Source organism: Cellulomonas fulva (genome assembly GCF_018531375.1).
Classification (GTDB): Bacteria; Actinomycetota; Actinomycetes; order Actinomycetales; family Cellulomonadaceae; genus Cellulomonas; species Cellulomonas fulva.
Map to the genome: position 1 here is coordinate 97,120 of NZ_JAHBOH010000001.1, position 25,809 is coordinate 122,928.

The following is a 25,809-nucleotide window of genomic DNA, read 5'->3' on the forward strand; positions in this document are numbered from 1 at the left end:
CGTGACGGATCCGACGACGCCACCGCTGGTCCCGACGACGGCTCCGCCGACGACGCCATCCCCGACGACTCCGCCGGACGACGGCACACCGACGCGCGTATGGCTGGTGGCGGCGCTCACCGTCGCCGCGCTCGAGCTGGTGCGCGCGAGCGGCCCGCTGCTCGACCACGCGTTCGCGGCGGGCGTCGTCACCGCGGGCGTCACCGCCGTGACGACGTACGCCGTGGCGGGGCTGGTGGCCCTCGTCCTGCTGCTCGCCACCGGCGCGCGCGCGGGCGTGCCGTCGGGGCGGACGCTGCTCGCGGGCACCGGGGTCCTGGCCGTCGCGCGGCTGGTCCTGCAGGCCACCGACGGCGACGTGCGGTACTGGCTCGGCCTCGCGTGCGTCGCGTGGGCCTGCGGCGTGCTGGTGCTCGCGGTCGCGTTCGTCGCGGGGCGGCCGGACGGCCCGCGGCAGGCGGCGTTCGCGCTGCTGCTCGGGTGCGGGCTGTCGGTGGCGCTGCAGCTGCTCCTGGGCACGTGGGACGCGGTGTGGCGGACGTCGCCGGTGGGCTGGACCGTGGCCGCGGTGGTCGCGCTCGCGCCGCTCGCCGCGTTCCGTGTCGCGCGCCCCGCGACCGGCGCCGGCGCCCCCGCCACGGGCCGGCCGCGCCGGCTGTGGGCGGTGGGCCCGTTCCTCGCCCTGGCCGTGACGATCGGGGCGAACCCCGCGTTCGTGGCGTCCCAGTCCGGCGTCGGGCTCGCGTGGGCGGGGCTCGCGCTCGTCGGCGCGACGAGCGTCGGCTGCTGGCTCCTGCTGCGGCCCGACCGGTGGGCCGGCGGCGTGCGCGTCGGTGCGGGCGCGCTCGTCGTGCTGGCGGTCGCTGTGGCGATGGGGGTGACGACGGGGACGGACGGCCCGGCTGCGCTCGTCGCGGTGGTGGTGCTGGACGTCGCGCTCGCCGTGGTGCTCGTCGGGACGCTCAGCATGCGCCGCCCCGCGCCGCCGGGCACGTGGCGCACGGCCGGTGCCGCGGCGCTCGTGGGGCTCGGCGTCGTGGGCCCGCTGCTGCTGTACATGCTCGACTACGACGTCCCGCTGCCGGTCGACAACGCGCTGGTGCCCGTCCTGGCCGCGCTGGCGGTCGCCCTCAGCGGGCTGCACCACCGCGACCCCGCTGCCGAGACTCCCGCGACCGGCGACGACCGGCAGCCCGCACGCGTGCGCGCCGTCCGGCTCCTGCTGGTCCCGCCCGTCGCGCTCGCGCTCGTCGCACTCGTGACGGCACCGACGAGCACGGACGGTGCCGCGGTGCCGGCCGCGGCCCGGGGCGCGGAGCTCACGGTGCTGGACTGGAACCTGCACTACGGGGTCTCGCCCGCGGTCGGCGTGGACCTCGAGGAGGTCGCGACGACGATCGAGGCGGCCGACCCGGACGTCGTGCTGCTGCAGGAGGTCGAGCGGGGCTGGGTGTTCGGCGGCGGGGTCGACATGGCGTCGTGGCTCGCCGACCGGCTCGGGATGACCGTGCGCTTCGCGCCCGCGGCGGACCACCAGTTCGGCAACGCGGTCCTGGCCCGCTCGGCGCTCGACGACGTCGTCGTCCACCCGCTGCCCTACGGTGCCGGCCCGCAGCAGCGGTCGGCGCTCTCCGCGACGGTGACCACGTCGGCGGGCGTCCCCGTGCGCGTGACCTCCGTGCACCTGCAGCACCGCGAGGAGAACACCCCGACCCGGCTCGAGCAGCTCGGCACGCTCCTGGCGGACGCGCCGGTGACGGGGCCCTCGGTGCTGGGCGGCGACCTCAACGCCGAGCCGGGCTGGCCGGAGCTCGCGCTCCTCGAGGGCGCCGGGTGGGTGAGCGCCGTCGACACGGCCGGGGACCCCGCCGCGCTCACGTCACCGGCGGACGAGCCGCGGTACCGCATCGACTGGGTGCTCGGTCAGCAGGTCACGTTCACCGAGGCGTCCGTGGTCACCGGGGTGCAGGCGTCCGACCACCTGCCGGTGGTGGCGCGGCTCAGCGTGCCGTGACGTGGACGGCGGCGGGCGCCGTCGCCGTCTCGTCGTCGAGGTCCGCGGCGCCCGCCTGCAGCGCGACGACCGCGAGGACCAGCAGCACCACCGCCGCCAGCGACCAGACCGACGCGCGGCCGTAGTACGGGCGGGAGCGCTGCAGCCCGCCGTCGGGCTCGGTCGCCACGTGGTAGCCGAGGCGACGGAACGTGAGCGCCTGGCCGAGCGCGAGGACGAACCCCGCCGTGGGCACCGCCGCGAGCGCGAACCACCACGAGCCCGAGACGACGGCGGCGACGACCAGCAGGACGGGCAGCGCCAGCAGGACGACGACGAGCCCCTTCTGCAGCCCGCCCAGCCAGCTCGGCGGCTGCGCGGTGTCAGGGACCTGATCGCTCATGCTTCCTCCTCCAGGTGGTGCCCGGGGCATCCGGTTGCGAGTATGTGCGCCATGACATTCCAGGTCCAGCCGGGCGCACTGGACGCGTGCGCCACCCGGTTCGGCACGCTCGCGGGCACGTTCACGAGCGCGCGCACCTACGTCCAGTCCGGGACCAGCATCTCCCACGCCGACGCCGCGCTGTTCGCCCACGTCGCGTTCCTCAACGACGACGTGCGCGCCGCGGTGTCGGACGTGCTGACCCGGGGGCACGACGCCGTGCACGCGTCGGGCACGGAGCTCGCCGCGTCGGCGACCATGTACCGGACCACGGACCAGTCCCGCGCGGCCGCGCTCGACGCCACCTACCGGGCGCAGGGCGTCGACCCCGGGCTCGACGAGGCCTGGCGCAGCTCCGGCTCCGCCGCGCCGGACCCGGCCAAGGCGCTCGTGGCGCCGGTCGCCGAGCAGCCGATCCCGAGCCTGGTCGACACGTTCATGTCCTTCCCGGACTTCGTCAGCCCCAGCCACTGGCTGCTCTGGGTCATCGACAAGGTGTGCGGCGTCAACCCGGCCGAGTGGCTCGCCGAGCAGTTCGCGGGCGACTGGGAGGCGATGGCGCGGGCGTCGAGCGCGTACCACCACGCCTCGACCTACGTCACGCAGGCCGCCGCCGCGATCCGCGCCGACGGCGGCGCGATGCTCGCGTCCTGGACCGGCGAGGCCGCGGCGGCGTGCGAGCGCTACCTCGCCCAGCTCGCAGACGCCCTCGACACCGGCCCCGCGACCGGGCTGGAGAAGGTCTCGGACGAGCTCAAGGCCGTGGCGTACGGCGTGTGGGCGACGGCCAAGACGGCCGTCGGTCTGCTCGAGTCGCTGCTCGACACCATGATCGAGGCCGCCATCGCGGCGGCCGCGGCCGCCGCGTCGTCGTGGACGGTCGTCGGCGGGCTCGTCGGCGGCGGCATCGCCGCCGAGCGGATCCTCAACGGCATCAAGCTGTTCCGGCAGATCATGGACGCCCACTCGCTCGCGCTGAACCTCGCGTGGGGCGCGTCCGGCGTGATCGCCGGCGGGCTCGGGATGATCCGGACGTTCGAGGAGGCCCCGATCCCCGCCGGGTACGACCACCCCGGCGCCCGATGAGCGCGCTGCCGCCCGACGGACCGCCGCCCCAGGACGACCTGCTGCTGAGGTTCACGCGCGGGGACGTGGGGCGCGCCCGCGCGCTGCGCGCGAACCTCGAGGTGCTGCGCGAGGCGAGCGGCGACCGTGACTTCGCGCGGCTGGTCGACGACGTGCTCGCCGGGCGGCGCACGCTGCGCGAGGCCGTGCGGGCGCCGGAGTTCGACCGCGAGGTCGCACCGCGCGTCGAGCGGTTCGGCGAGTGGTGGGACGAGCAGTCGCAGGAGGAGCGCGAGGCGCTCGCCGAGCAGGGCGCGCAGGCGCTCGACGAGGCGCGCGAGGAGCGCTGAGCCCCCGGGGCACGCGGATCGGACACGCAGACCGGACCCGACCGGACCGGACCGGACTGTGCGGCCGGCCTCAGTCCGACGTGCGGTGGTGGAGCATGCGCGCCACCTCGGCGATGGTTCCGGACATCGACGGGTAGACCGTGATGACGTCGGCGACCTGGTCGGCCGAGAGCCGGTGCGTGATCGCGAGCGCGACGGGGAACACCGACTCGCTCGCGCGCGGGCCCACCAGCACGGCGCCCAGCACCGTGCCCGAGCCCGGGCTCGCGAAGATCTTGACGAAGCCCTCCCGCACGCCGAGCATCTTCGCGCGCGGGTTGCGGGTCAGCGGGAGCGTCGAGACCTCGTACGGCGTGCCCTCGTCCTGCAGACGCTGCTCCGAGTAGCCGACCGTGGCGATCTCCGGCGCGGTGAAGATGTTCGCCGCGACCGCGCGGAGCGACAGGGGCGAGACCGCGTCGCCGAGCGCGTGGGACATGGCGATGCGCCCCTGCGTCGCCGCGATCGACGCGAGCGGCAGCACGCCGGTCACGTCGCCCGCCGCGTAGACGCCGCGGGCGCTGGTGCGCGAGACCTTGTCGACCTCGATGTGCCCCGACGGCGTGAGCCGCACCCCGGCCTCCTCGAGCCCGAGCCCGCTCGTCGTCGGGATGGACCCGACCGCGAACAGGACGTGCGAGGCCTCGATCTCGCGCCCGTCCGCGAGGGTCACGACGACGCCGTCGGCGGTGCGCCGCGCGCCGGCGGCCCGCGAGCGCGAGAGGACCGTCATCCCGCGGCGGGTGAACACCTCCTCGAGCAGCTCGGCGGCGTCCGGGTCCTCGCCGGGGAGCACGCGGTCGCGCGACGACACCAGCGTGACGTCCGCACCGAGCGACGTGTAGGCGCCCGCGAACTCCGCGCCGGTCACGCCCGAGCCCACCACGACGAGCTTCTCCGGCAGCGCCTGCAGGTCGTAGAGCTGCGTCCAGGTCAGGATCCGCTCGCCGTCGGGCCGCGCCTCGGGCAGCTCGCGCGGCCGCGCACCGGTGGCCACCAGGACGACGTCGGCGTCGAGCGTCTGGTCGGCCACGCCGTCGGGCGTCTGCACGACGACGCGCTGCGGGCCGTCGAGCCGGCCGTGGCCGAGCACGATGTGCACGCCCTCGCGCTCGAGCCGCGCGCGGATGTCGGCGGACTGCGCGGCCGCGAGGGCCTTGACGCGCGTGTTCACCGCGGCCAGGTCGATGTGGTGGCGCAGGTCCGGACCGCCGCCGCTGCGGATGCCCAGCTCGGGCGCGCGGTCGGCGATCGTCATCCACTCGGCGGTGGCGATGAGCGTCTTGGACGGCATCACGTCCGTCAGGACGGCGGAGCCGCCGAGGCCCGCGGCCTCCACGACCGTGACGTCGGCGCCCAGGCGGCGAGCGACGAGCGCGGCCTCGTAGCCGCCGGGCCCGCCGCCGACGACGACGACGCGGGTGTCGGGCAGGGCGGGCGTCCCGGGCGGTGTGCTCACGCCCTCGATTGTGCCTGGTCGACGGGGTGCCGGTCCTCCCGAGGCCGCCCGGCGGGGCCCGGACGCCGTCCTGGAGGCGGTCGTCGAACGGGGACTAGCCTGCGGGACATGACCGACGTCACGGACCTCGACTCCCCCACCACCGACCCGTTCGAGGTGGCGCGCACCGCCGCCGCCCACCTGGCCCAGGCGACGGGGGTGCCGCGGCACGACGTCGCGCTCGTGCTCGGCTCCGGCTGGGGCGGCGCGGCCGACCTGCTGGGCGAGACCGTCGCCGAGGTCGCCAGCACCGACGTGCCCGGCTTCGCGGCCGCCGCGGTGGCCGGCCACGTCGGCACCATCCGCTCGGTGCGCATCGGCGACACCGGCAAGCACGCGCTCGTGCTCGGGTCCCGCACGCACCTGTACGAGGGCCGGGGGGTGCGGCGCGTCGTGCACGGGATGCGGACCGCCGCGGCGGCCGGCGCGTCCGTCGTCGTGCTGACCAACGGCTGCGGCGGCCTGAACCCGGCGTGGGCGCCCGGCACGCCCGTCCTCATCAGCGACCACATCAACCTCACGGCGACCTCGCCGCTGGAGGGCGCGACGTTCGTCGACCTCACCGACCTGTACTCCGCACGGCTGCGCGCCGTGGCGCGGGAGGTCGACGCGTCGCTCGACGAGGGCGTCTACGTCCAGTTCCGCGGGCCGCACTACGAGACGCCGGCGGAGGTGCAGATGGCCGCGCGGATCGGGGGCGACCTGGTCGGCATGTCCACCACGCTCGAGGCGATCGCGGCCCGCCAGGCCGGCATGGAGGTGCTCGGCATCTCGTTGGTCACGAACCTGGCCGCGGGGATCAGCGCGCAGGCGCTCTCCCACGCGGAGGTGCTCGAGGCGGGCCAGGCCGCCGGCCCGCGGATCAGCGCGCTGCTCGCCGACATCATCCGCCGGCTGTAGCCCGTCGGGACCTTCGGCTCGTGCGGTCCGCCACCCGTCAGTACGTTGGGGGGCATGGACCGCGACCTGGCGTGGGAGGACCTGCGGACGCAGGTCGAGGAGTGGATCGACGACGACCCGGACCCGCAGACCGCGGGCGAGCTGCGGGACCTGCTGCGGAAGGCCGACTCGCTCCCGCCGCAGCACGGCAGCACGCCGGTCGAGGAGCAGGCGTGGCGGCACGCACAGACCGCGCGGGCCGAGCTGGCGGACCGCTTCAGCGGCCTGCTGCAGTTCGGCACCGCGGGGCTGCGCGGCGCCGTCGCCGGCGGACCCCACCGGATGAACCGGGCCGTGGTCATCCGCGCCGCCTCGGGCCTCGCGGACTACCTGCTCGGTGAGCTCGACGGGCTGACGCCCGGTCCCCGCGTGGTGGTCGGGTACGACGCGCGGCACAAGTCGCACGAGTTCGCGCTCGACACCGCGGCCGTGCTGACCGCCGTGGGCATCGAGGTGCTGCTGCTCCCGCGCCCGCTGCCCACGCCCGTGCTCGCGTTCGCCGTCCGGCGGCTCGACGCCGACGCGGGGGTCATGGTCACCGCGTCCCACAACCCGCCGCAGGACAACGGCTACAAGGTGTACCTGGGCGGCCGCGTGGTCACCGACGGCGGGCAGGGCGCGCAGATCGTGCCGCCCGCCGACGCGGCCATCGCCGCGGAGATCGACCGCGTGCCGTCCGTCGCCTCCGTGCCGCGCGCCGCCGCCGGGTGGACCGTGCTGGGCGAGGACCTGGTCGAGGAGTACGTGGCCGCGACGCTCGCGCTCGCCGGGCCGGAGGACCGGGCCGCGGCCGCCGACCTGAAGATCGTGCTCACCCCGCTGCACGGGGTCGGCGGGCAGGTGGCGGCTCGCGTGCTGCACCAGGCGGGGTTCACCGACGTGACCGTCGTGCCGGAGCAGGAGGCGCCGGACCCGGACTTCCCGACCGTCGCGTTCCCCAACCCCGAGGAGCCCGGGGCGATCGACCTGGCGCTCGGCCTCGCGTCGGACGCCCGCGCGGACCTGGTGATCGCGCTCGACCCGGACGCCGACCGGTGCGCGGTCGCGGTCCTGGACCCGCGGGCGGGCGCGTACCGCGGTCCCGACACCGCCGCCGCCGAGGGCTGGCGCATGCTGCACGGGGACGAGACCGGCGCGCTCCTGGGCCAGGTCGCGGCCGACCGTGTCGCCGCCGACCTGGGTCCGGTCGACCCCGAGGCGACGTTCGCGAGCTCGATCGTCTCCTCGCGGCTCCTGGCGAGCATCGCGGACGCCGCGGGCGTGCGGCACGTGCGCACGCTGACGGGCTTCAAGTGGCTCTCCCGCGTCGACGGCCTGGTGTACGGCTACGAGGAGGCGCTCGGCTACTGCGTCGCCCCGCAGAACGTCCGGGACAAGGACGGGATCTCCGCCGCGCTCCTCGTGGCGGGACTGGCCGCGCGGCTCAAGGTCGCCGGCCGCACGCTCGTCGACGCGCTCGACGACCTCGCCCGCGCCCACGGTCTGCACCTGACGGGCCAGGTGTCCGCGCGGTACGACGACCTCGCCCAGATCGGGACGACCGTGCAGCGGCTGCGCGACGACCCGCCCCGGACCGTGGGCGGCTCGCGCGTCACGGTCGTCGACCTCGCGCGCGGGTCCGACGACGAGCGCGGCGGGCTGCCCCCGACCGACGGGCTTCGGTTCGACGGCGAGGACGGGACGCGCGTCGTCGTCCGGCCCTCCGGCACCGAGCCCAAGGTCAAGTGCTATCTCGAGGTGATCGAGGAGCTCGATCCCGGCGCAGACGACGCCGCGGTGGGCGCGGCGCGCGAACGTGCACGAGCGCGGCTCGACGCGGTCGCCGCCGACATGCGCGCGGCGCTCGGCATCGCCTGACCCGTCAGGCTCGCACGGCGAACGTGACCGACCTGGCGAGGTACCCGCTCCGGCTGACCGTGACCGTCTTGGTGCCGACCGGCGTCCCCCGGGCGACCCGCACGAGCGCCACCCCCGACGCGCTCGTGGTCCAGGTGCGGCCCGCGTACCGCACCGTGGCGCCCGCCACGGGAGCGCCGACGTCCGTGACGGTGACGCGCACCGTCCCTCCGGTCGTCCGGTCCACGCTCGCGGGCGTCCGGACCACGGTCAGCGGTGCGCGCACCTGGGTGTGGAAGACCCCGGTGACGAACGACGAGTCGTCCACCGGTGAGGTCGCCACGACGTCGAGAGGACCGCGCGACCCCTCGGCGGCGATGTGCCACACCGTGCCGGCGCCGAGCGGGCGCGTCCTGACGACCGAGCCCACGCGCGTCGCCGTGGTGCTCGTCCGCACCGCCTTGACCGTCGCCGCCGCCCCTGTGTAGCGCGTCGCCCAGGCGACCCACACCCGGCCCGACGGCCCGGGCGAGGCGGCCACGAGCCGCGCGTCCCTGGCTGCTACCTGCACGTACGACGAGGACGAGGTCGACGCTCCGACGCGCCACAGCCGGACCTGCGTCACGAACGGGTAGCCGACCGGGTACGCGACCGCGAGGCCGCCGCCCGACCGGGCCACGAGCGCGACCCGCTGCTCGACCGAGACCTGCGTCCCCGAGCCCGGCGCCCGCACGGGCGTCGACGTGGTCGGCAGGATCCGCTGCGTCCAGATCCCGCGAGCGGCGGCGTCGCTGCTGCCGACGTACCACGCGGCCCACACCGAGCCGGTCCGAGCGTCACGGGCGAGAGCGCCCTCGTACACGTAGCCTGCCGGTCCGCCGGGCGCCGACGTCCGCCGGTCCGGCGTGGTGGCCGGCACGGTCGTCTCCGCGCCGACGTGGAAGAACAGGCGTGACGGGTCGTCGACCGAGGAGAACGCGCCGACGAGGGTGCCTCCGGAGTCGAGGGCGTCGAGGGCGTAGCCGCCGTTCTGGGTCGCGCTCAGGGCGCCGTTCGCGAGCGACCACGCCGCGCCGTCGGACGAGGTCCCGTACGTGACGGCGCCGGCGTACCTCTCGCCGGGCTGGGTGGTGCGGATCCCGCGCAGCACCGCGCGGTAGCCGGCCCCGCTCCGGACCAGCGCGACCCGCTGCTCGAGCGAGGCCCACCCGCTGACGACGGTGCGCACCGGGCCGCTGAGGGCGCCCGTCGTCGTGAGCTGTCGTGTCCGGACCGCGTCCGAGGTCGTCCAGCCCACCAGGAGCCGGCTGCCCTGCGCGGACGACATCCGCAGCAGGTCCGGCTGGGCGACCGACGACACGTCCGACGTCGTGATCGTCGCCCACCCGGACGCGGCCGGGATCGGTCCCGGCGTCGTGGCCGGTGGCGGTCCGCCCGTCGCCGCCGCGGCCCCCGTGCCGAGCACCAGGGCCGATGCGGCGAGCGCGGCGACCGTGCGGGAGCGCAGTGCGGAGCGGGACGGGCGGAGCAGGTTCCTCGATCGCATCGGGGCTCCCGGGAGGAGTGCCGTCCGCCGGCGAGCGCCGACGTGCCAGCCACGCTAGGGGCCCACGGGTGGAGCGTCGATCCTTCTTGTCCTGAGCTCCGCGCAGCCGTCCGACCGTCAGTAGCCGGGGTCCGCCTCGAGGCCGGCGAGCACCGCCGCGGTGCCGGACAGGCCGAGGCGGGTCGCTCCGGCCTCGATCATGGCGAGCGCGTCGGCCGCCGTGCGGACGCCGCCCGACGCCTTGACCCCGAGCCGCCCGCCGACCGTCGCGGCCATCACCTCGACCGCGTGGACCGACGCCCCGCCCGAGGGGTGGAAACCGGTCGAGGTCTTCACGAAGTCGGCGCCCGCGGCCTCGGCGGCCTGGCACACCGCGACGATCTGGTGGTCGTCGAGCGCGGCGGACTCGATGATGACCTTGAGCACGGTCGGCGCCGGGACGGCCGCACGGACCGCGGCGACGTCGGCGCGCACGTCGTCGAACCGGCCCTCGCGGGCGGCACCGACGTCGATCACCATGTCCACCTCGTCGGCCCCGTCCGCGACCGCGCGGGCGGCCTCCGCGGCCTTGACGTCGCTGTGGTGCTTGCCCGACGGGAAGCCGCACACCGTCGCCACCAGCAGCCCGTCGGGGACCGTCACCGGCAGGAACGACGGCGAGATGCAGATCGAGTACGCGCCCAGCGCCGCGGCCTCGGCGACCAGCGCCTCGACGTCGGCGCGGGTGGCCTCGGGCTTGAGCAGCGTGTGGTCGACGAACCTCGCGAGGGCGCGGGCGTCGAGGGGCTCGTGGGTCATGCGCGGTGCCTTCCTCCCCGGGCCGCGGCGTACGCGGGCCGGATCACGGTGTCGATGAGCGCGGCGCGCTCGTCGTGGTGGACGAACGCGTGGGCGGCCGCCGTCACGGCGACGTCCTCGAGGTCCTCCAGGGTCCAGCCGGCCTCCTCGACGAGCAGCGTCAGCTCGCGGCCGAGCGACGTGCCCGACTGCAGCCGGTTGTCCGTGTTGACGGTGACCGCGAAGCCGAGGCGCAGCAGCCGCGTCACCGGGTGCTCCGCGACCGACGTCGCGCCCCCGGTCTGGACGTTGGACGACGGGCAGACCTCGAGCGCGAGGCGCCGGTCCCGCACCCAGTGGGCGAGCAGCCCGAGCCGGTCGCCCAGCTCGTCCGCGCCGAGGTCGTCGGCCAGCCGCACGCCGTGCCCCAGCCGGAGCGCGCCCTCGGCGACCGCGTCCGCGATCGAGTCCAGGCCCGCCGCCTCGCCCGCGTGCAGCGTGCACGGGAGGTGCGCCGCGCGGAGCGAGTCGAAGACCTCGGGGCACCGCGAGGCGGGGAAGCCGTCCTCGGGACCGGCCAGGTCGAACGCGACCACGCCCTCGTCGCGGTTGGCGATCGCGAGGTCCGCGACCTCCTGCCAGCGGTCCAGGTGGCGCATCGCGCACAGGATGGCGAGCACCCGGATCGGGTGGCCCTCCTCGCGCGCCTGCGCCGCGCCCTCGTCGAACCCGGCACGGACCGCGTCCACGACCTCCTGCAGGCTCAGGCCCTGCTCGACGTGCTGCTCGGGCGCGAACCGGACCTCGGCGTACACCACGCCGTCGGCGGCCAGGTCCAGCGCGCACTCGCGGGCCACACGCCGCAGCGCGTCGGCCGTCTGCATCACCGCGACGGTGTGCGCGAACGTCTCGAGGTACAGCTCGAGCGTGCCGGCGGACGCCGCGTCGACGAACCAGCGGCCCAGCTCGTCGGGGTCCGTGGCGGGCAGCTCGTGGCCGATCTGCGCGGCGAGCTCCACGATCGTGGCCGGCCGCACGCCGCCGTCCAGGTGGTCGTGCAGGAGCACCTTGGGCAGGGCCGGGACGAGCTCGGCGAGCGACTGCGGCCGCTCGTCCGGGTGCGGTTCGGTCACGTCTGGTCGCCCTCGTCCTCGTCCTCGAGCGGCACCTCGGTGCCCTGCTCGACGACGTCGGCCTCGTCGGCGCTGCCGTCGCGGTCCGCACGCGGGAAGTCGGGCGTGTACTCCTCGGGGTCCGCCGGAGCCGGCGTGCCCTCGTCGTCCGTGAGTCGCGCGGGGACGTCGGGGTCCGCGGGCACCAGGCCCGCGTCGCGCCACGCGTCCGGTCCGGGCACGGTGCTCATGGTTCCTCCAGGTCTCGTCCGGGACGGGTTCTCCCCCATCCTGGTCCGCTCGCGGGACGCGCGCAGGTCAGGCGGTGATGCGGTCGAGCACCAGCGGCCCGGCACCCGGCGCCGCCGCCGGGTCGACGACGACGCCGCCCGTGAGGGCCTCCCGCGCACGGCCGAACCGCTCGGGCGTGTCCGTGTGCAGCGTCAGCACGGGCTGGCCGGCGCGGACGCTCTCGCCCGGGCGCACGTGGATCTCGACGCCCGCGCCCGCCTGCACCGGGTCCTCCTTGCGGGCGCGGCCCGCGCCCAGGCGCCAGGCCGCGATGCCGACCGCGTACGCGTCCAGCGTCGTCAGCACGCCGTCCGTCTCCGCGAGCACCTGCTCGGTCTCGCGGGCCACCGGCAGCGGCGCGTCGGCGTCGCCGCCCTGCGCCTCGATCATGCGCCGCCAGACGTCCATGGCGCGGCCGTCGGCGAGAGCCGCGGCGGGGTCGGCGTCGGGCCGCCCCGCGGCGTCCAGCATCTCCCGCGCGAGCGCGAGGGTCAGCTCGACGACGTCGTCGGGACCGCCGCCCGCGAGCACCTCGAGGGACTCCCGGACCTCGAGCGCGTTGCCCGCCGTCCGGCCGAGCGGCGTCGACATGTCCGTCAGCAGCGCGACCGTCGTGACGCCCGCGTCCGTGCCGAGGTCGACCATCGTGCGCGCGAGCTCCCGCGCGTCGTCGAGGTCCTTCATGAAGGCGCCCGAGCCGACCTTGACGTCCAGGACCAGCGACCCCGTGCCCTCGGCGATCTTCTTGCTCATGATCGAGCTCGCGATGAGCGGGATCGCCTCGACCGTGCCGGTCACGTCCCGCAGCGCGTACAGCTTGCGGTCCGCGGGGGCCAGGCCGGAGCCGGCCTGGCAGATCACCGCGCCGACGTCGGCGAGCTGGCGCATCATCTCGTCGTTGCTCAGCGCGGCGCGCCAGCCGGGGATGGACTCGAGCTTGTCGAGCGTCCCACCGGTGTGGCCCAGCCCGCGGCCCGAGAGCTGCGGCACCGCGACGCCGAAGACCGCGACGAGCGGCGCCAGCGGCAGCGTGATCTTGTCCCCCACGCCGCCGGTCGAGTGCTTGTCCGACGTCGGCCGGCCCAGGCCCGCGAACGACATGCGCTCGCCGGACGCGATCATGGCCGCGGTCCACCGCGCGATCTCCGCCCGGTCCATGCCGTTGAGCAGGATCGCCATGTTGAGGGCGGACATCTGCTCGTCGGCCACCACGCCGCGCGTGTACGCGTCGATGACCCAGTCGATCTGCCCGTCGGTCAGCCGCTTCCCGTCACGCTTGGCGACGATGACGTCGACGGCGTCGAACGCCTCGCTCATGCCCGCTCCTCAGGCTCGTTCGGTCAGGTCGTCGGGCCCGAAGGCGTCCGGCAGGACCTCGGTCATGGGCCGCAGCCCGCTCACGGTCTCGAGGACCAGGCCCGCGCCGCCGTGCTCCCACAGCAGCTGGCGGCACCGTCCGCACGGCATGAGGACCGTGCCGTGGCCGTCGACGCACGTGAAGGCGACGAGCCGGCCGCCGCCGGACATGACGAGCGCGGACACCAGCGAGCACTCGGCGCACAGCGTGACGCCGTAGCTCGCGTTCTCGACGTTGCAGCCGGAGACGACGCGACCGTCGTCGACGAGCGCGGCGGCGCCCACCGGGAAGCGGGAGTAGGGCACGTACGCGCGCTGCATCGCCTCCGTGGCGACCTGTCGCAGCGCGTCCCAGTCGACCTCGGGCACGGACATCACTCCTTGACGTACGGCTCGCCGTCGGCGGCCGGTGCCCGCGACTTCCCGACGAGCCCGGCGACGGCCAGGATCGTCACGACGTACGGGAGCATGAGCATGAACTGGCTGGGCACGGGGGCGCCGACGATCGACAGCGCGCCCTCGAGGTTCGACGCGAACCCGAACAGCAGCGCGGCGAGCGCGGCGCCGATCGGGTCCCACTTGCCGAAGATCACGGCCGCCAGGGCGATGAAGCCCGCGCCCGCGGTCATCTCCTTGCCGAACGACGACACCGAGACGACGGTGTAGAACGCGCCGCCGACCCCGGTGATGGCGCCCGCGATCATGAGAGCGCGGTACCGCGTGCGCTCGACCTTGATGCCGACCGTGTCGGCCGCGGTGGGGTGCTCGCCGACCGCGCGCACCCGCAGGCCCCAGCGGGTGCGCATGAGCGCGAACCACACCGCGGGGACGAGCAGGTACATCAGGTAGATCACGATCGTCTGGTTGAACAGCGCCGGACCGAGGACGGGGATCTTCGAGAGCACCGGCAGCGCGATGCGCTCGAACCGGTCGGTGTCGTTGAGCGTCTCGCCCTTGGGCACCATCACCTGGGAGTACAGGAAGCTGGTCACGCCGATGACGAGGACGTTGAGCACCACGCCGACGATGACCTGGTTCACCTTGTAGGTGATCGCGAACAGACCGAGCACGAGCGCCACGAGGACGCCCGAGACGACCGCCGCGACCAGACCGGCCCACGGGCTGTCGGTGAGCGACCCGACGAAGGCCGCGGTGAACGCGCCGGCGAGGAGCTGGCCCTCGATCGCGATGTTCACGACGCCGGCCCGCTCGCCGACGACCCCGCCGAGCGCGCCGAACACGATCGGCACGGACAGCAGGACCGAGCCGCCGACGAGCCTCACGGCCGGGATGTCCCCCTGGCTGCCGGCCGCCGCCCAGGCCAGGAACCCGACGAGGAAGACGAACGCGAACACGAGCGTGACCCACACGGGCACGCGCCGGCGACGCGCGACGAGCAGGAACGCGGCCGCGGTGCACAGGGCCATCACGACGATCGCCAGCCACGCCGTGGTCATGCCGTCGACGGTCGCGTCCGGGATCGTGAAGAAGTCGGTCTCCGTCGCGAACCGGAAGGTCGCGTCGCCCTCGCGCGGGACGAGCAGCAGCAGCAGCGCGAACAGCGCGGTGACGACCGCGAAGCCGATCGGCGCCTTGCGGCTCACGACCTGCACGTGCCGGTGCGCGCCGGCGTTGGGGGCGGCCGCGGGGGCCGGTGCCAGGGCGGTCATCGAGCTGCTCCGTCCGCCGTCGGGGTGGTGGGTGCGGCCATCGCCGCAGCGGCGGCCGGTGGCGTCGTGCTGCGGCGGTCCGGCTGAGGCAGCCGGAAGATCGCCCGGACCAGCGGCGGAGCCGCGATGAACAGCACGATGAGCGACTGCACGACGAGCACGATCTCGATCGGGATGCCCTCGGCGGCCTGCATCGTCGTCCCGCCCGACTTGAACGCGCCGAACAGGAGGCTCGCGAACAGCACGCCGACGGGCTGGGAGCCACCGAGCAGCGCGACGGTGATCGCGTCGAACCCGATGCCGGCGTCGATCGTCGAGCCGAACCCGCTCGTCGACAGCCCGAGCACCTGCGTGGCCCCGGCGGCGCCGATCAGCGCACCACCGACGAGCATCGAGCCGACGATCGTGCGCGGCACGTTGACGCCGGCGACGCGCGCGGCGTACTGGTTCTCGCCGATCATCCGGAACCGGAACCCGAGGCTCGACCGGTTGAGGAGCCACCACACCACCACGACGGCGACCAGGGCCAGGACGAAGCCCAGGTGCAGCTGGTACTGCGGGCCGAAGATGCGGGGCAGGATCGCGGTGGGAGCCATGGGCGGCGTCTTCGGGTTCGCCGAGCCGGGTGCCTGCAGCAGCCCGGGCGTCGCGAGCAGGTAGGAGAGCAGGTAGAACGCGACGTAGTTGAGCATGATCGTCACGATCACCTCGTGCGCCCCGGTGGTCGCCTTGAGCACGCCGGCGATGCCCGCCCAGAGCGCGCCGGCCAGGACGCCCGCGAGCACCGCGACGGTGACGTGGATCCCGGCGGGCAGGTCGACACCGAACCCGACCCAGCCGGCCGCGGCGGCCGCCATCAGCATCTGGCCCTGGCCACCGATGTTGAACATCCCGGAGCGGAAGCCGATCGCGACGCCGAGACCCGCGAGGATCAGCGGGGTCGCGTACGTCAGCGACTGCGTCAGCGGGCGGATCGCCTGCTCGAACGTGTCCGCCTGGTAGTTGTAGACCGCGCCGCGGAACAGCGCGGTGTACGCGCCGCCCACCGCCTCCCCGACCGCCGAGAGCAGGTCCAGCGGCCGCGCGAAGAAGTACGACGCGGCGGCCTGCACCTCGGGGTCGGTGACGGCGACCATGATCGAGCCGGCGAGCACCGCGAGCACGACCGCGCCGAGCGCGACCGCCCACCCGCCGGAGGTCGCGCGCGCGACCGCGTCGCGCCAGCGGTGGTCGGGGTTCTCGGTGGCTGCGTCGGGCGCGCTCATGCCACGGCTCCTGCGTCGTCGGGCGCGATGCCGGCCATCATCAGGCCGATCACGTCGCGCGGGGTCGTCGCCGGCACGATGCCGACGACCCGGCCGCGGTACATCACCATGATCCGGTCGCCGAGCGCGACGGCCTCGTCGAGCTCGGTCGCCAGCACGACCACCGGGATGCCCGCGTCACGCGTCTCGACGACGCGCTTGTGGATGAACTCGATCGAGCCGACGTCCACGCCGCGCGTGGGCTGCGACGCGACGAGCAGCCGCAGCTCGCGCGAGAGCTCGCGAGCCAGCACGACCTTCTGCTGGTTGCCGCCGGACAGTCGTCCCGCCGGCACCTCGATGCCCTGCGTGCGGATGTCGAACTCGTCGACCTTCTCGCGGGCGAACGTGTCGCGTGCCCCGAGCTGCAGCAGCCCGCGGCGCGCGAACGGAGCCTCGTCCGCGCGGTTGAGCATGAGGTTCTCCGCGACCGTGAACGAGCCGACCAGGCCGTCCACCCCGCGGTCCTCGGGCACGTAGCCGAGCCCCGCGTCGATGATCTGGCGCACGGTGAGCCCGACGAGCTCGCGGCCGTCGAGCGTGATGCTGCCCGTGACGCCGTGCGCCAGCCCCGCGAGCGCCTCGGCGAGCTCGGTCTGCCCGTTGCCCTGCACGCCGGCGACGACGAGCACCTCGCCGCCGCGCACGGTGAAGGACACGTCGTCGACCAGGACCGTGCCGCGCTCGTCGGTCACGTCGAGGTGGCTGACCTCGAGCATCGACTCGGCGTACGCGGGCGCGCCCTTGCGCACCGTCAGCTCGACCGCGCGGCCCACCATGAGCGCGGCGAGCTCGGCGTCGCTCGCGCCGGGCGACGCCTCGCCGACGATCGCCCCGCGGCGCACGACCGTGATCCGGTCGGCGACCTCGCGCACCTCGCGCAGCTTGTGGGTGATGAAGACGATCGCGACGCCCTCGGACCGCAGCTGGCGCATGATCGCCATGAGCTCGTCCGTCTCCTGGGGCGTGAGCACCGCGGTCGGCTCGTCGAACACGAGGACCTTGGCGTCGCGGGACAGCGCCTTGATGATCTCGACCCGCTGCTGCACGCCCACCGGGAGCTCCTCGACGAGGGCGTCGGGGTCGACGTGGAAGCCGAACCGGTCGGCGATCTCGCGCACCTTCGCGCGGCCCGCCTCCAGGTCGAGCCGGCCGCCGCCGCGGGTCTGCTCGTGGCCGAGCATGACGTTCTCCGCGACGGTGAAGACCGGGATGAGCATGAAGTGCTGGTGGACCATGCCGATGCCGGCCGCCATCGCGTCGCCCGGGCCCGAGAAGTGCTGGACCTCGTCGTCCAGGAGGATCTCGCCCTCGTCCGCGGTGTACAGCCCGTACAGCACGTTCATCAGCGTGGACTTGCCCGCGCCGTTCTCGCCCAGCAGGCAGTGGATCTCGCCCGGCTCGACGACCAGGTCGATGTGGTCGTTGGCGACGAGCGCCCCGAACCGCTTGGTGATGCCTCGAAGCTCAAGCCTCATGTGGTGATCCTCGTGAGGAGCGGCGTCCGCCGCACGACGACACGCGGCGGGGAGGCCGTGCAGGCCTCCCCGCCGTGTCTGACAGGTCCCGTCAGGACGCTCGCGTCACTGAGCGAGGTAGGACGTGACCTCGACCTTGCCGTCGATGATGTCCTGCTTGAGCTGGTCGACCTCGGCCACGAGCGCCGGGTCCACCTTGCCCTCGAAGTTGTGCAGCGGGGCGATGCCGACGCCGCCGTTCTCGAGCGTGCCGATGTACGCCTCGGGGTCCCAGTTGCCCTGGCCCGACGCGAGCATGGCGTCGTACGTCGAGACGTCCATGTTCTTCAGGATCGAGGTCAGGATGATGTCCTGCGTCTTCGGGTCCGTGTTGAACACGTCGGCGTCCGCGCCGATGAGCGCGACGTCGCGGCCCGAGTCGGCGATGGCGTCCATGGCGGACTGGTAGATCGGGCCACCCACGGGGAGGATCACGTCGACGCCCTGGTCGATGATGCCGGCCGCGACCTGCTTGGCGTCGTCGTTGGCCGCGAAGCCACCGGTGAACGAGCCCTTGTCGCCGCCCTCGAAGCCGACGACCTGGACGCTCGCGCCCTTCTGCTTGTTGTAGTACTCGACGCCCTGCTTGAAGCCGTCCATGAAGATCGTGACGGTCGGGTAGGGCTGGCCGCCGAAGGTGCCGACCTTGCCGGCCTGCGAGTAGCCGGCCGAGAGGTAGCCCGCGAGGAACGCGGCCTGCGCCGTGTCGTAGAGGAGCGGCTTGATGTTCTCCGCGTCCTTGGTGCCGTCGAAGTCGTTGTCCGCGGCGTCGTCGACCAGGATGTAGTGCAGGTCGGCGTTGTCCGTCGCCGACGTGACCGTGTCGGCCGACAGCGCGAACCCGACGGAGACGATCGTGTCGCAGCCCTCGGAGACGAGGCTCTGCAGGTTGCCCGCGAACTCGGTCGCCGCGTCGGACTGGACCTCGGCGAACTGGCCGCCCAGCTCGGTGACGGCCTTCTTCGCGCCCTCGTAGGAGAGCTGGTTGAAGCTCTTGTCGTCGAAGCCGCCCTCGTCGGAGACGATGCAGCCCTTGAAGTCCGACGTCGCCGTCGTGGGCTCGGCGGAGCCGGCCATGGTCTCCGTGCCGCCCGGGGTCGAGGTGGTGTCGTCGGGGGCGTCGCCGCACGCCGCGAGCGCGAGGGCGACGGCGCCGCTGAGCGCGGCCACCTGGATGAGCTTCTTCACGCGTCTCTCCTGATTGTCGTCAGAACGCCTGACCGCGTCGGTCCGGGCCCCGCGGGGCTCCCGGGCGCGCGCCGGCATCGATGACTGGACTCTAGTGAGCGGTGGATGACGCGCAGGTTACCGGCGGGTATCTCCGCAGGTTCCGTTACGGAGTTGGAACATCGGCCCAGGTGGCGGACCGAGGTTCCGCGATGCGAGACGCGTCAGGGCCGGGCGCCGGCGAGGAGCGCCGCACGCGCCAGGAGGAGCGCACCGGCCTCGACCGCCCGCTCGTCGACGACGAGGTCGCCCTGGTGGATGTCGTACGTGCGCCCGCCGGGGGTGCGCGTGCCGAGCCGCGCCATCGCGCCCGGCACCTTCTGCAGGTACCACGCGAAGTCCTCGCCACCGAGCGACTGCTCCGTGAGCGTGACCGACGCCTCCCCGAGCACGTCGCGCGCGGCGGCCTCGAGCACACCCGTGGCGCGCTCGTCGTTCTCCACCGGCGGGACGCCGCGCTGGTGCCGGATCTCGACCTCGACGCCGTAGGGGGCGACCACCTGCTCCACCGCGTCGTGGAACACCTGCGACGCCTTCTCCCACGCGCGCACGTCCAGGCAGCGCAGCGTGCCGCGCACCGAGCCGGAGCCGGGGATCACGTTGTGCGCGACACCGGCCTGCACCGCACCCCACGTGAGGTTGACGCCCGAGCGCGGGTCGAGCCGCCGGCCCAGGATCGCGGGGACCTGCGTCACCACCTGCGCCATCGCGTAGACCAGGTCGCCCGTCAGGTGCGGTCGCGACGTGTGACCGCCGGGCCCGGTGAACGTGACCGTGACCTCGTCGCTGGCCGAGGTGATGGGGCCGATGCGCGTGCCGACCAGGCCGACGTCGAGCTTCGGGTCGCAGTGCACCGCGAAGATCGACGAGACGCCGTCCAGCGCGCCCTCGCGGATCACGTCGAGCGAGCCGCCGGGCTGCACCTCCTCCGCGGGCTGGAAGACGAGCCGGACGCCCGCGGCGAGCTCGCCGGCGGCCGCGAGCTCCGCGAGCGCGAGCCCCGCCCCGAGCACGGCCGTGGTGTGCACGTCGTGGCCGCACGCGTGCGCGACCCCCCGGTGCGTCGACGTCCACGGCAGGCCGCACTCGTCGGCCACCGGCAGCGCGTCGAGGTCGGCGCGCAGCGCGACCCGGCCCCGACCCGTGGCCGCGTGGCCCGGGCCGATGTCGCACACGAGCCCGCTGCCGGGCAGCAGGTGCGGCTCGAGCCCGGCCACCCGGAGCCGGTCCGCCACCACGCGCGTGGTGCGCTCCTCGGTGCGCGCGAGCTCCGGGTGGGCGTGCAGGTCACGCCGGGTCTCGACGAGCTCGTCGCGCAGCGAGGCGACCAGCTGCGTCAGGCGCAGCGCCGCGGCCGTGGCCGGCGCGGGGCGCAGGGAGTCGAGCGACGGGACGGTGGGACCGGGCAGCACAGGCACCACGCGAGGTTATCCCCGCACCGGTGCGCGGGGTCGACGCGTCCCACCCCGCGGCGCCCCGCCCTCAGCGCTGCGCGCGCTCGGTGACCTGCGCGGCGACCTCCGGTGCGGGCAGCTCGAGCATCTCGGTCGGGTACGCGCGACGGCGCCCGTCCGCGCTGTGCAGCTCCAGGTGCTCGCCGAGCGCCGCCGACGGCCGCACCTGGGCGGTCGTGCCCGCGGTCGGCCAGGACTCGGCGGGCACGGCCTGCATGGTCGCCGCTGCCGACGGCTGCTCCGCGAACCGGATCTCGTCGTCCCCGACGACGAACGCGACCTCGTCGAGCACGGCCGGTGCGGCCCGCAGGCGCTCGCGGCCCCACCACGCGAGCAGCGGCAGCGGGACCAGGACCAGCAGCAGCAGGAGCGAGACCGCCTCGAACCCCTGCGTGGCGTTGACCACGACGAACGGGACCAGGACCAGCAGCGCGACCAGGACGCTCAGCCCGATCGCGGCGCGCCCCCGGCTGACCCGCTCCTGCGTCGACCGGCGCGCGAAGTCCGCGCGGGCCTCGGGCCGGTACCGCACGACCAGCGGCTCGGTCACAGCAGGTCGTCCCGCCCCGCGCCGCGCCAGCCGTCGACGGCGCCCTTGACCTGCTGCGCGTGCGCGCGCGTCGTGACCAGGAGCGCGTCGGCGGTGTCGACGACGACCGCGTCCGGCAGCCCGACGACGCTCACGGTCCGCCCGGCGGCGGGGACGACGAACGCGTCCGGCGCCCCGACGCGCAGGACCGCGGCCTCGTCGCCGAGCGTCGGCGTCGCCAGCAGCGAGGCGAGCGAGGCGAAGTCGCCGACGTCGTCCCAGCCGAACTCGCCCGGGACCACCGCGACGCCGCCCGCCGCCGCGACCGGCTCGGCGATCGCGTGGTCGATCGCGATCCGGGTCAGGGCCGGCCACACGCGCGCGAGCACCTCGTCCCGCGCGCCCGTGTCCCAGGACCGCGCGATCTCCCGCAGGCCCTCGGCCAGCGTCGGGAGCTGCGTCTCGAGGTGCTCGAGCAGCACGTCGGCCCGGACGACGAACATGCCCGCGTTCCAGCGGTACTCCCCCGTCGCGAGGTACTCGGCCGCCGTCTGCGCGTCCGGCTTCTCGGTGAAGCCGGCGACGTGGCGCGCGCTCGGGGCGCCGTCCAGCCCGAGCGGCGACGCCGAGCGGACGTAGCCGAACGCCGTCGACGGCCCGGTGGCCGCGATCCCGATCGTCGCGACGAAGCCGGCGCGCGCCGCCACGACCGCCTCGCGGACCGCGCGCTCGAACTCCGCCGACCCGTCGATGACGTGGTCCGCCGCGAAGGAGCCGATCACGACGTCCTCGCCGTGCCGCTCGAGCAGCACCGCGGCCGCGAGCCCGATCGCCGCCATCGAGTCGCGCGGCGAGGGCTCGACGAGCAGCCGGCCCCGCTCGTCGCCGGCGGCGAGCCCGGGGACCTGCTCCGCGACCGCGGCCGCGTGCCGCGTGCCCGTCACGACGACCACGCCCCGCGGGCCCGTGAGCGGGACCAGCCGGTCGACCGTGGCCTGCAGCAGCGTGCGCCCGGACCCGGTGAGGTCGAGCAGGAACTTGGGGTGACCGGCGCGGGACAGCGGCCACAGGCGCGTGCCGGCACCGCCCGCGGGCACGACGGCGTGGAAGCCGGGGATGGGCGTCGACATGCGGGTCAGGGTAGCCGCGGCGTCCCGGCAGGGCGGTCGTTCCCGGGTCGCCGGAGCCGCGTCTACGCGGCCGGCGGGTCGGGCTGCCGCGCCGTCCCATCCTGTGGACTTGCTCACACGGAGGGACCTTGGGCCCACCGCGGTAGGGCGACGCCCGTCGCGGTCGTTACAGTGAAGCAGCCCACGGGACGACGCCGTCCCACCCCTGACTCGCCAGGAGGCACCCCCCGTGTCCGCAGCGCCTACCGCGCCCTCCTCGCCACCCGCGAGGAAGAAGGCGCCCGTCGGCACGCTCTACCGAGGCCGTGAAGGCATGTGGTCGTGGGTCGCGCACCGCGTGACCGGCGTCGCGATCTTCTTCTTCCTCCTGGTGCACGTGCTCGACACCTCGCTCGTGCGCGTCTCCCCCGAGGCGTACAACGACGTGATCGGCACCTACAAGAACCCGATCATGGGCCTCGGCGAGGCCGGCCTCGTCGCCGCGATCGTGTTCCACGCCTTCAACGGCATCCGGATCATCCTGGTCGACTTCTGGGCCAAGGGCCCGAAGTACCAGCGCGTGATGCTCTGGGTGGTCCTCGGCCTGTTCGTCGTGACCATGGCCGGCTTCCTGCCGCGGCACCTCATGCACGTGTTCGGAGGCGAGTGATGACCACCATCGCCGACCCCAAGGCGCCGCGTCCGCCGCGCGCCCGCCCGTCGCGCCTCACCACGCGCGGCAACACCGAGCTCTACGGCTGGGTCTTCATGCGCGCGTCCGGCGTGCTGCTCCTGATCCTGATCTTCGGGCACCTGTTCGTGAACCTGGTCGCGGGCGAGGGCGTCAAGGCGATCGACTTCGGCTTCGTCGCCGGCAAGTGGGCGTCGCCGCTGTGGCAGGTCTGGGACCTGCTCATGCTCTGGCTCGCGATGATCCACGGCACCAACGGCATGCGGACGATCGTCAACGACTACGCGGAGAAGGACGGGACGCGCCTGGTGCTCAAGGGCCTCCTGTACCTCGCGTTCGTCGTGACCGTGGTCCTCGGCACGCTCGTGATCTTCACGTTCGACCCGTGCCCCACCGACGCGCCGCTCGACCTGCTGCCGTCCTTCTGCACGGCCTGAGAGGAACCCCGGATGCAGACCCATCAGTACGACGTCGTGATCGTCGGTGCGGGCGGCGCCGGCATGCGCGCCGCGCTCGAGTCCTCGACCCGCGTGCGCACCGCCGTGATCAGCAAGCTCTACCCGACCCGCTCCCACACCGGCGCGGCGCAGGGCGGCATGTGCGCCGCGCTCGCCAACGTCGAGGAGGACAACTGGGAGTGGCACACGTTCGACACCGTCAAGGGCGGTGACTACCTGGTCGACCAGGACGCCGCCGAGGTGATGGCCAAGGAGGCCATCGACGCGGTGCTCGACCTGGAGAAGATGGGCCTGCCGTTCAACCGCACGCCCGAGGGCCGGATCGACCAGCGCCGGTTCGGCGGGCACACGCGCAACCACGGCGAGGCCGCGGTGCGCCGCTCCTGCTACGCCGCGGACCGCACGGGTCACATGATCCTGCAGACGCTCTACCAGCAGTGCGTGAAGAACGAGGTCGAGTTCTTCAACGAGTTCTACGTCCTGGACCTGCTGGTCGACCACGACCTCGCGGCGGGCCACGTGCCCGACGGCGAGGAGGTCAACGTCTCCGGCGTCGTGGCGTACGAGCTCGCGACGGGCGAGATCCACGTCTTCCAGGCCAAGTCGGTCGTGTTCGCCACCGGCGGCGCGGGCAAGATCTTCAAGACGACGAGCAACGCGCACACCCTCACCGGCGACGGCATGGCCCTGGCCTACCGGCGCGGCATCCCGCTCGAGGACATGGAGTTCTTCCAGTTCCACCCGACGGGCCTGGCCGGCCTGGGCATCCTGCTCTCGGAGGCCGCGCGCGGCGAGGGCGCGATCCTGCGCAACTCCGAGGGCGAGCGGTTCATGGAGCGCTACGCCCCGACGATCAAGGACCTGGCGCCGCGCGACATCGTCGCCCGCTCCATGGCGAACGAGGTCCGCGAGGGCCGCGGCGCCGGGCCGAACAAGGACTACGTCCTGCTCGACCTCACGCACCTCGAGCCCGCACACATCGACGCCAAGCTCCCGGACATCACCGAGTTCGCCCGCACGTACCTGGGCATCGAGCCCTATACCGAGCCCGTCCCGGTGTACCCCACCGCGCACTACGCGATGGGCGGCATCCCGACGAACATCGAGGGCGAGGTCCTGCGCAACGAGACCGACGTCATCAAGGGCCTGTACGCCGCCGGCGAGGTCGCGTGCGTCTCCGTTCACGGCTCCAACCGCCTGGGCACCAACTCGCTGCTCGACATCAACGTCTTCGGCAAGCGAGCCGGCAAGGCGGCCGCGGCGTACGCGGCCACGGCGTCGTTCGTCGAGCTGCCGCAGGACCCCGCGGTCGTCGTGGAGGCGGAGCTCGAGACGATCCGCACGCGCGGCGACGGCGAGCGGGTCGCGGACATCCGCCGGGCGCTGCAGGAGACGATGGACGCCAACGCCCAGGTGTTCCGCACCCGGGACTCCCTGACGCAGGCGCTCGACGACGTCAAGGCGCTCCGCAAGCGGTACCAGGCGGTCTCCGTGCAGGACAAGTCGCGCACGTTCAACACCGACCTGCTCGAGGCGGTCGAGCTGGGCTTCCTGCTCGACATCGCCGAGACCGTCGTCGTCGGGGCGCTGCGCCGCGAGGAGTCGCGCGGCGGTCACTTCCGCGAGGACTTCCCCGACCGGGACGACGAGAAGTTCATGCGCCACACCATGGCGTACCGCCGACCCCTGCAGGCCGACGGCCGGCAGTGGGGCGGTGACTCCGACGGGGACGCCGAGGGTCCCTTCCACCACACCGAGGTCTTCGACGGGTACCAGCTCGTGCTGGGCTCCAAGCACGTCAACGTGACCCGCTACCAGCCGATGGAGCGCAAGTACTGATGACTGCCACGCTCGAGGGCGCCCCCTCCGAGGTCGGTGCCGTGCCGTCGTTCACGGTCACCCTCCGGGTCCTGCGCCACCTGCCCGCCGACGACGGCACGGCCGTGACCCGCTGGGACGAGTTCCAGGTCCAGGCGCACGGCACCGACCGCGTGCTCGACGCCCTGCACAAGGTCAAGTGGGAGGAGGACGGCTCGCTCACGTTCCGTCGCTCCTGCGCGCACGGCGTGTGCGGGTCCGACGCGATGCGGATCAACGGCCGCAACCGTCTGGCCTGCAAGACGCTGCTGAAGGACCTGGACCCGAGCAAGCCGATCACGGTCGAGCCCATCAAGGGCCTGCCCGTGGTCAAGGACCTCGTGGTCGACATGGAGCCGTTCTTCGCGTCGTACCGCGAGATCATGCCGTTCCTCATCACCACGGGGAACGAGCCGAGCAAGGAGCGCCTGCAGTCCGCCGAGCAGCGCGAGCGGTTCGACGACACCACCAAGTGCATCCTGTGCGCCGCGTGCACGTCGTCCTGCCCCGTGTTCTGGACCGACGGGCAGTACTTCGGCCCCGCCGCGATCGTCAACGCGCACCGGTTCATCTTCGACAGCCGCGACGAGGGCGGTGCGCAGCGCCTCGAGATCCTCAACGACAAGGAGGGCGTGTGGCGCTGCCGCACGACCTTCAACTGCACCGAGGCGTGCCCGCGCGGCATCGAGGTGACAAAGGCGATCCAAGAGGTGAAGCGCGCGATGATCACGCGCGCCTTCTAGGGCCGG

24 protein-coding genes are annotated in these 25,809 nt (G+C 74.1%); 9 read left to right on the plus strand and 15 right to left on the minus strand.

The window, feature by feature from the left end:
- The first annotated feature begins 1 nt into the window (after position 1).
- A complete protein-coding gene (locus tag KIN34_RS00420) occupies positions 2-2,014 on the plus strand; it encodes an endonuclease/exonuclease/phosphatase family protein (RefSeq protein WP_307858016.1) in 2,013 nt (670 codons plus the stop codon).
- Here KIN34_RS00420 and KIN34_RS00425 read toward each other — a convergent pair.
- Positions 2,001-2,396 (minus strand): hypothetical protein, encoded by a 396-nt coding sequence (locus KIN34_RS00425; protein WP_214345762.1) that lies wholly within the window; start codon positions 2,394-2,396, stop codon positions 2,001-2,003. The two genes, KIN34_RS00420 and KIN34_RS00425, sit on opposite strands and share 14 nt — an antisense overlap.
- 51 nt (positions 2,397-2,447) lie before the next feature.
- Here KIN34_RS00425 and KIN34_RS00430 point away from each other — a divergent pair, with 51 nt between their 5' ends.
- On the plus strand, positions 2,448-3,521 hold the full coding sequence (locus KIN34_RS00430; protein WP_214345763.1) for a WXG100 family type VII secretion target: 1,074 nt from the start codon (positions 2,448-2,450) through the stop codon (positions 3,519-3,521).
- A complete protein-coding gene (locus tag KIN34_RS00435; protein ID WP_214345764.1) occupies positions 3,518-3,850 on the plus strand; it encodes a hypothetical protein in 333 nt (110 codons plus the stop codon). Before KIN34_RS00430 ends, KIN34_RS00435 begins: the two co-directional genes overlap by 4 nt.
- Before the next feature lie 70 nt (positions 3,851-3,920).
- Here KIN34_RS00435 and KIN34_RS00440 read toward each other — a convergent pair whose 3' ends face one another.
- Positions 3,921-5,348 (minus strand): NAD(P)H-quinone dehydrogenase, encoded by a 1,428-nt coding sequence (locus tag KIN34_RS00440; protein ID WP_214345765.1) that lies wholly within the window; start codon positions 5,346-5,348, stop codon positions 3,921-3,923.
- 108 nt (positions 5,349-5,456) lie between these two features.
- On the opposite strand from KIN34_RS00440, the gene KIN34_RS00445 reads away from it, so the two are divergent.
- Both KIN34_RS00445 and KIN34_RS00450 read left to right on the plus strand, forming a co-directional pair.
- A complete protein-coding gene (locus tag KIN34_RS00445) occupies positions 5,457-6,287 on the plus strand; it encodes a purine-nucleoside phosphorylase (protein WP_214345766.1) in 831 nt (276 codons plus the stop codon).
- 54 nt (positions 6,288-6,341) lie between these two features.
- The gene (locus KIN34_RS00450) at positions 6,342-8,183 is read left to right on the plus strand and encodes a phospho-sugar mutase (RefSeq protein ID WP_214345767.1); all 1,842 of its coding nucleotides are present in this window, start codon (positions 6,342-6,344) and stop codon (positions 8,181-8,183) included.
- 4 nt (positions 8,184-8,187) lie between these two features.
- Here the strand turns inward: KIN34_RS00450 and KIN34_RS00455 are convergent, their stop codons facing one another.
- From KIN34_RS00455 to KIN34_RS00515, 13 genes are all read right to left on the minus strand, one after another.
- Positions 8,188-9,708 carry an Ig-like domain-containing protein gene (locus KIN34_RS00455; protein ID WP_214345768.1) on the minus strand — a complete coding sequence of 507 codons (1,521 nt, stop codon included), beginning with the start codon at positions 9,706-9,708 and terminating at the stop codon, positions 8,188-8,190.
- Positions 9,709-9,825: 117 nt separating this feature from the next.
- Entirely contained in the window at positions 9,826-10,506 is a 681-nt protein-coding gene (gene deoC / locus KIN34_RS00460; RefSeq protein WP_214345769.1) for a deoxyribose-phosphate aldolase, read from the minus strand.
- On the minus strand, positions 10,503-11,618 hold the full coding sequence (locus KIN34_RS00465; protein ID WP_214345770.1) for an adenosine deaminase: 1,116 nt from the start codon (positions 11,616-11,618) through the stop codon (positions 10,503-10,505). The genes deoC and KIN34_RS00465 overlap by 4 nt, the downstream gene beginning before the upstream one ends.
- Entirely contained in the window at positions 11,615-11,848 is a 234-nt protein-coding gene (locus KIN34_RS00470) for a hypothetical protein (RefSeq protein ID WP_214345771.1), read from the minus strand. The genes KIN34_RS00465 and KIN34_RS00470 overlap by 4 nt, the downstream gene beginning before the upstream one ends.
- 67 nt (positions 11,849-11,915) lie before the next feature.
- Positions 11,916-13,205: a thymidine phosphorylase gene (locus tag KIN34_RS00475; protein WP_214345772.1), complete on the minus strand. Its 1,290-nt coding sequence runs from the start codon at positions 13,203-13,205 to the stop codon at positions 11,916-11,918.
- A gap of 9 nt (positions 13,206-13,214) precedes the next feature.
- Complete coding sequence (locus tag KIN34_RS00480; protein ID WP_214345773.1) at positions 13,215-13,619, minus strand: cytidine deaminase; 405 nt, start codon at positions 13,617-13,619, stop codon at positions 13,215-13,217.
- Positions 13,619-14,914, minus strand: coding sequence for an ABC transporter permease (locus KIN34_RS00485; RefSeq protein ID WP_214345774.1), 1,296 nt, complete (start codon positions 14,912-14,914; stop codon positions 13,619-13,621). Before KIN34_RS00485 ends, KIN34_RS00480 begins: the two co-directional genes overlap by 1 nt.
- Positions 14,911-16,179: an ABC transporter permease gene (locus tag KIN34_RS00490; RefSeq protein ID WP_214345775.1), complete on the minus strand. Its 1,269-nt coding sequence runs from the start codon at positions 16,177-16,179 to the stop codon at positions 14,911-14,913. Before KIN34_RS00490 ends, KIN34_RS00485 begins: the two co-directional genes overlap by 4 nt.
- Complete coding sequence (locus KIN34_RS00495) at positions 16,176-17,696, minus strand: ABC transporter ATP-binding protein (RefSeq protein WP_214345776.1); 1,521 nt, start codon at positions 17,694-17,696, stop codon at positions 16,176-16,178. The genes KIN34_RS00490 and KIN34_RS00495 overlap by 4 nt, the downstream gene beginning before the upstream one ends.
- A gap of 105 nt (positions 17,697-17,801) precedes the next feature.
- The gene (locus KIN34_RS00500; RefSeq protein ID WP_214345777.1) at positions 17,802-18,923 is read right to left on the minus strand and encodes a BMP family lipoprotein; all 1,122 of its coding nucleotides are present in this window, start codon (positions 18,921-18,923) and stop codon (positions 17,802-17,804) included.
- Positions 18,924-19,126: 203 nt separating this feature from the next.
- Complete coding sequence (locus tag KIN34_RS00505; protein ID WP_372449546.1) at positions 19,127-20,371, minus strand: amidohydrolase; 1,245 nt, start codon at positions 20,369-20,371, stop codon at positions 19,127-19,129.
- A 73-nt stretch (positions 20,372-20,444) separates the two neighbouring features.
- Entirely contained in the window at positions 20,445-20,966 is a 522-nt protein-coding gene (locus tag KIN34_RS00510; protein ID WP_214345778.1) for a hypothetical protein, read from the minus strand.
- Positions 20,963-22,075 (minus strand): mannose-1-phosphate guanylyltransferase, encoded by a 1,113-nt coding sequence (locus KIN34_RS00515; RefSeq protein ID WP_214345779.1) that lies wholly within the window; start codon positions 22,073-22,075, stop codon positions 20,963-20,965. The genes KIN34_RS00510 and KIN34_RS00515 overlap by 4 nt, the downstream gene beginning before the upstream one ends.
- Before the next feature lie 229 nt (positions 22,076-22,304).
- Between KIN34_RS00515 and sdhC the strand changes: the two genes are divergently transcribed.
- Genes sdhC through KIN34_RS00535 form a run of 4 tightly spaced genes read left to right on the plus strand, consistent with a single transcriptional unit; the run spans position 22,305 to position 25,803 of the window.
- Positions 22,305-22,724, plus strand: a complete 420-nt coding sequence (gene sdhC, locus KIN34_RS00520; protein ID WP_214345780.1) for a succinate dehydrogenase, cytochrome b556 subunit — start codon at positions 22,305-22,307, stop codon at positions 22,722-22,724.
- Positions 22,724-23,182, plus strand: a complete 459-nt coding sequence (sdhD, locus tag KIN34_RS00525; RefSeq protein ID WP_214345781.1) for a succinate dehydrogenase, hydrophobic membrane anchor protein — start codon at positions 22,724-22,726, stop codon at positions 23,180-23,182. The genes sdhC and sdhD overlap by 1 nt, the downstream gene beginning before the upstream one ends.
- Positions 23,183-23,194: 12 nt before the next feature.
- Positions 23,195-25,042 (plus strand): succinate dehydrogenase flavoprotein subunit, encoded by a 1,848-nt coding sequence (sdhA, locus tag KIN34_RS00530; protein WP_214345782.1) that lies wholly within the window; start codon positions 23,195-23,197, stop codon positions 25,040-25,042.
- The gene (locus tag KIN34_RS00535) at positions 25,042-25,803 is read left to right on the plus strand and encodes a succinate dehydrogenase iron-sulfur subunit (protein ID WP_214345783.1); all 762 of its coding nucleotides are present in this window, start codon (positions 25,042-25,044) and stop codon (positions 25,801-25,803) included. Before sdhA ends, KIN34_RS00535 begins: the two co-directional genes overlap by 1 nt.
- Positions 25,804-25,809 lie beyond the last annotated feature (6 nt).

What these genes read in the sequence shown, in the direction of transcription:
- KIN34_RS00485 (WP_214345774.1), bottom strand. Translation starts at nt 14,914, where the DNA reads ATGACCGCCCTGGCACCGGCCCCCGCGGCCGCCCCCAACGCCGGCGCG.
- KIN34_RS00470 (WP_214345771.1), bottom strand. Translation starts at nt 11,848, where the DNA reads ATGAGCACCGTGCCCGGACCGGACGCGTGGCGCGACGCGGGCCTGGTG.
- deoC (WP_214345769.1), bottom strand. Translation starts at nt 10,506, where the DNA reads ATGACCCACGAGCCCCTCGACGCCCGCGCCCTCGCGAGGTTCGTCGAC.
- KIN34_RS00455 (WP_214345768.1), bottom strand. Translation starts at nt 9,708, where the DNA reads ATGCGATCGAGGAACCTGCTCCGCCCGTCCCGCTCCGCACTGCGCTCC.
- KIN34_RS00515 (WP_214345779.1), bottom strand. Translation starts at nt 22,075, where the DNA reads ATGTCGACGCCCATCCCCGGCTTCCACGCCGTCGTGCCCGCGGGCGGT.
- KIN34_RS00450 (WP_214345767.1), top strand. Translation starts at nt 6,342, where the DNA reads ATGGACCGCGACCTGGCGTGGGAGGACCTGCGGACGCAGGTCGAGGAG.
- sdhD (WP_214345781.1), top strand. Translation starts at nt 22,724, where the DNA reads ATGACCACCATCGCCGACCCCAAGGCGCCGCGTCCGCCGCGCGCCCGC.
- KIN34_RS00495 (WP_214345776.1), bottom strand. Translation starts at nt 17,696, where the DNA reads ATGAGGCTTGAGCTTCGAGGCATCACCAAGCGGTTCGGGGCGCTCGTC.
- KIN34_RS00535 (WP_214345783.1), top strand. Translation starts at nt 25,042, where the DNA reads ATGACTGCCACGCTCGAGGGCGCCCCCTCCGAGGTCGGTGCCGTGCCG.
- sdhA (WP_214345782.1), top strand. Translation starts at nt 23,195, where the DNA reads ATGCAGACCCATCAGTACGACGTCGTGATCGTCGGTGCGGGCGGCGCC.
- KIN34_RS00490 (WP_214345775.1), bottom strand. Translation starts at nt 16,179, where the DNA reads ATGAGCGCGCCCGACGCAGCCACCGAGAACCCCGACCACCGCTGGCGC.
- KIN34_RS00425 (WP_214345762.1), bottom strand. Translation starts at nt 2,396, where the DNA reads ATGAGCGATCAGGTCCCTGACACCGCGCAGCCGCCGAGCTGGCTGGGC.
- KIN34_RS00430 (WP_214345763.1), top strand. Translation starts at nt 2,448, where the DNA reads ATGACATTCCAGGTCCAGCCGGGCGCACTGGACGCGTGCGCCACCCGG.
- KIN34_RS00445 (WP_214345766.1), top strand. Translation starts at nt 5,457, where the DNA reads ATGACCGACGTCACGGACCTCGACTCCCCCACCACCGACCCGTTCGAG.
- KIN34_RS00435 (WP_214345764.1), top strand. Translation starts at nt 3,518, where the DNA reads ATGAGCGCGCTGCCGCCCGACGGACCGCCGCCCCAGGACGACCTGCTG.
- KIN34_RS00480 (WP_214345773.1), bottom strand. Translation starts at nt 13,619, where the DNA reads ATGTCCGTGCCCGAGGTCGACTGGGACGCGCTGCGACAGGTCGCCACG.
- KIN34_RS00475 (WP_214345772.1), bottom strand. Translation starts at nt 13,205, where the DNA reads ATGAGCGAGGCGTTCGACGCCGTCGACGTCATCGTCGCCAAGCGTGAC.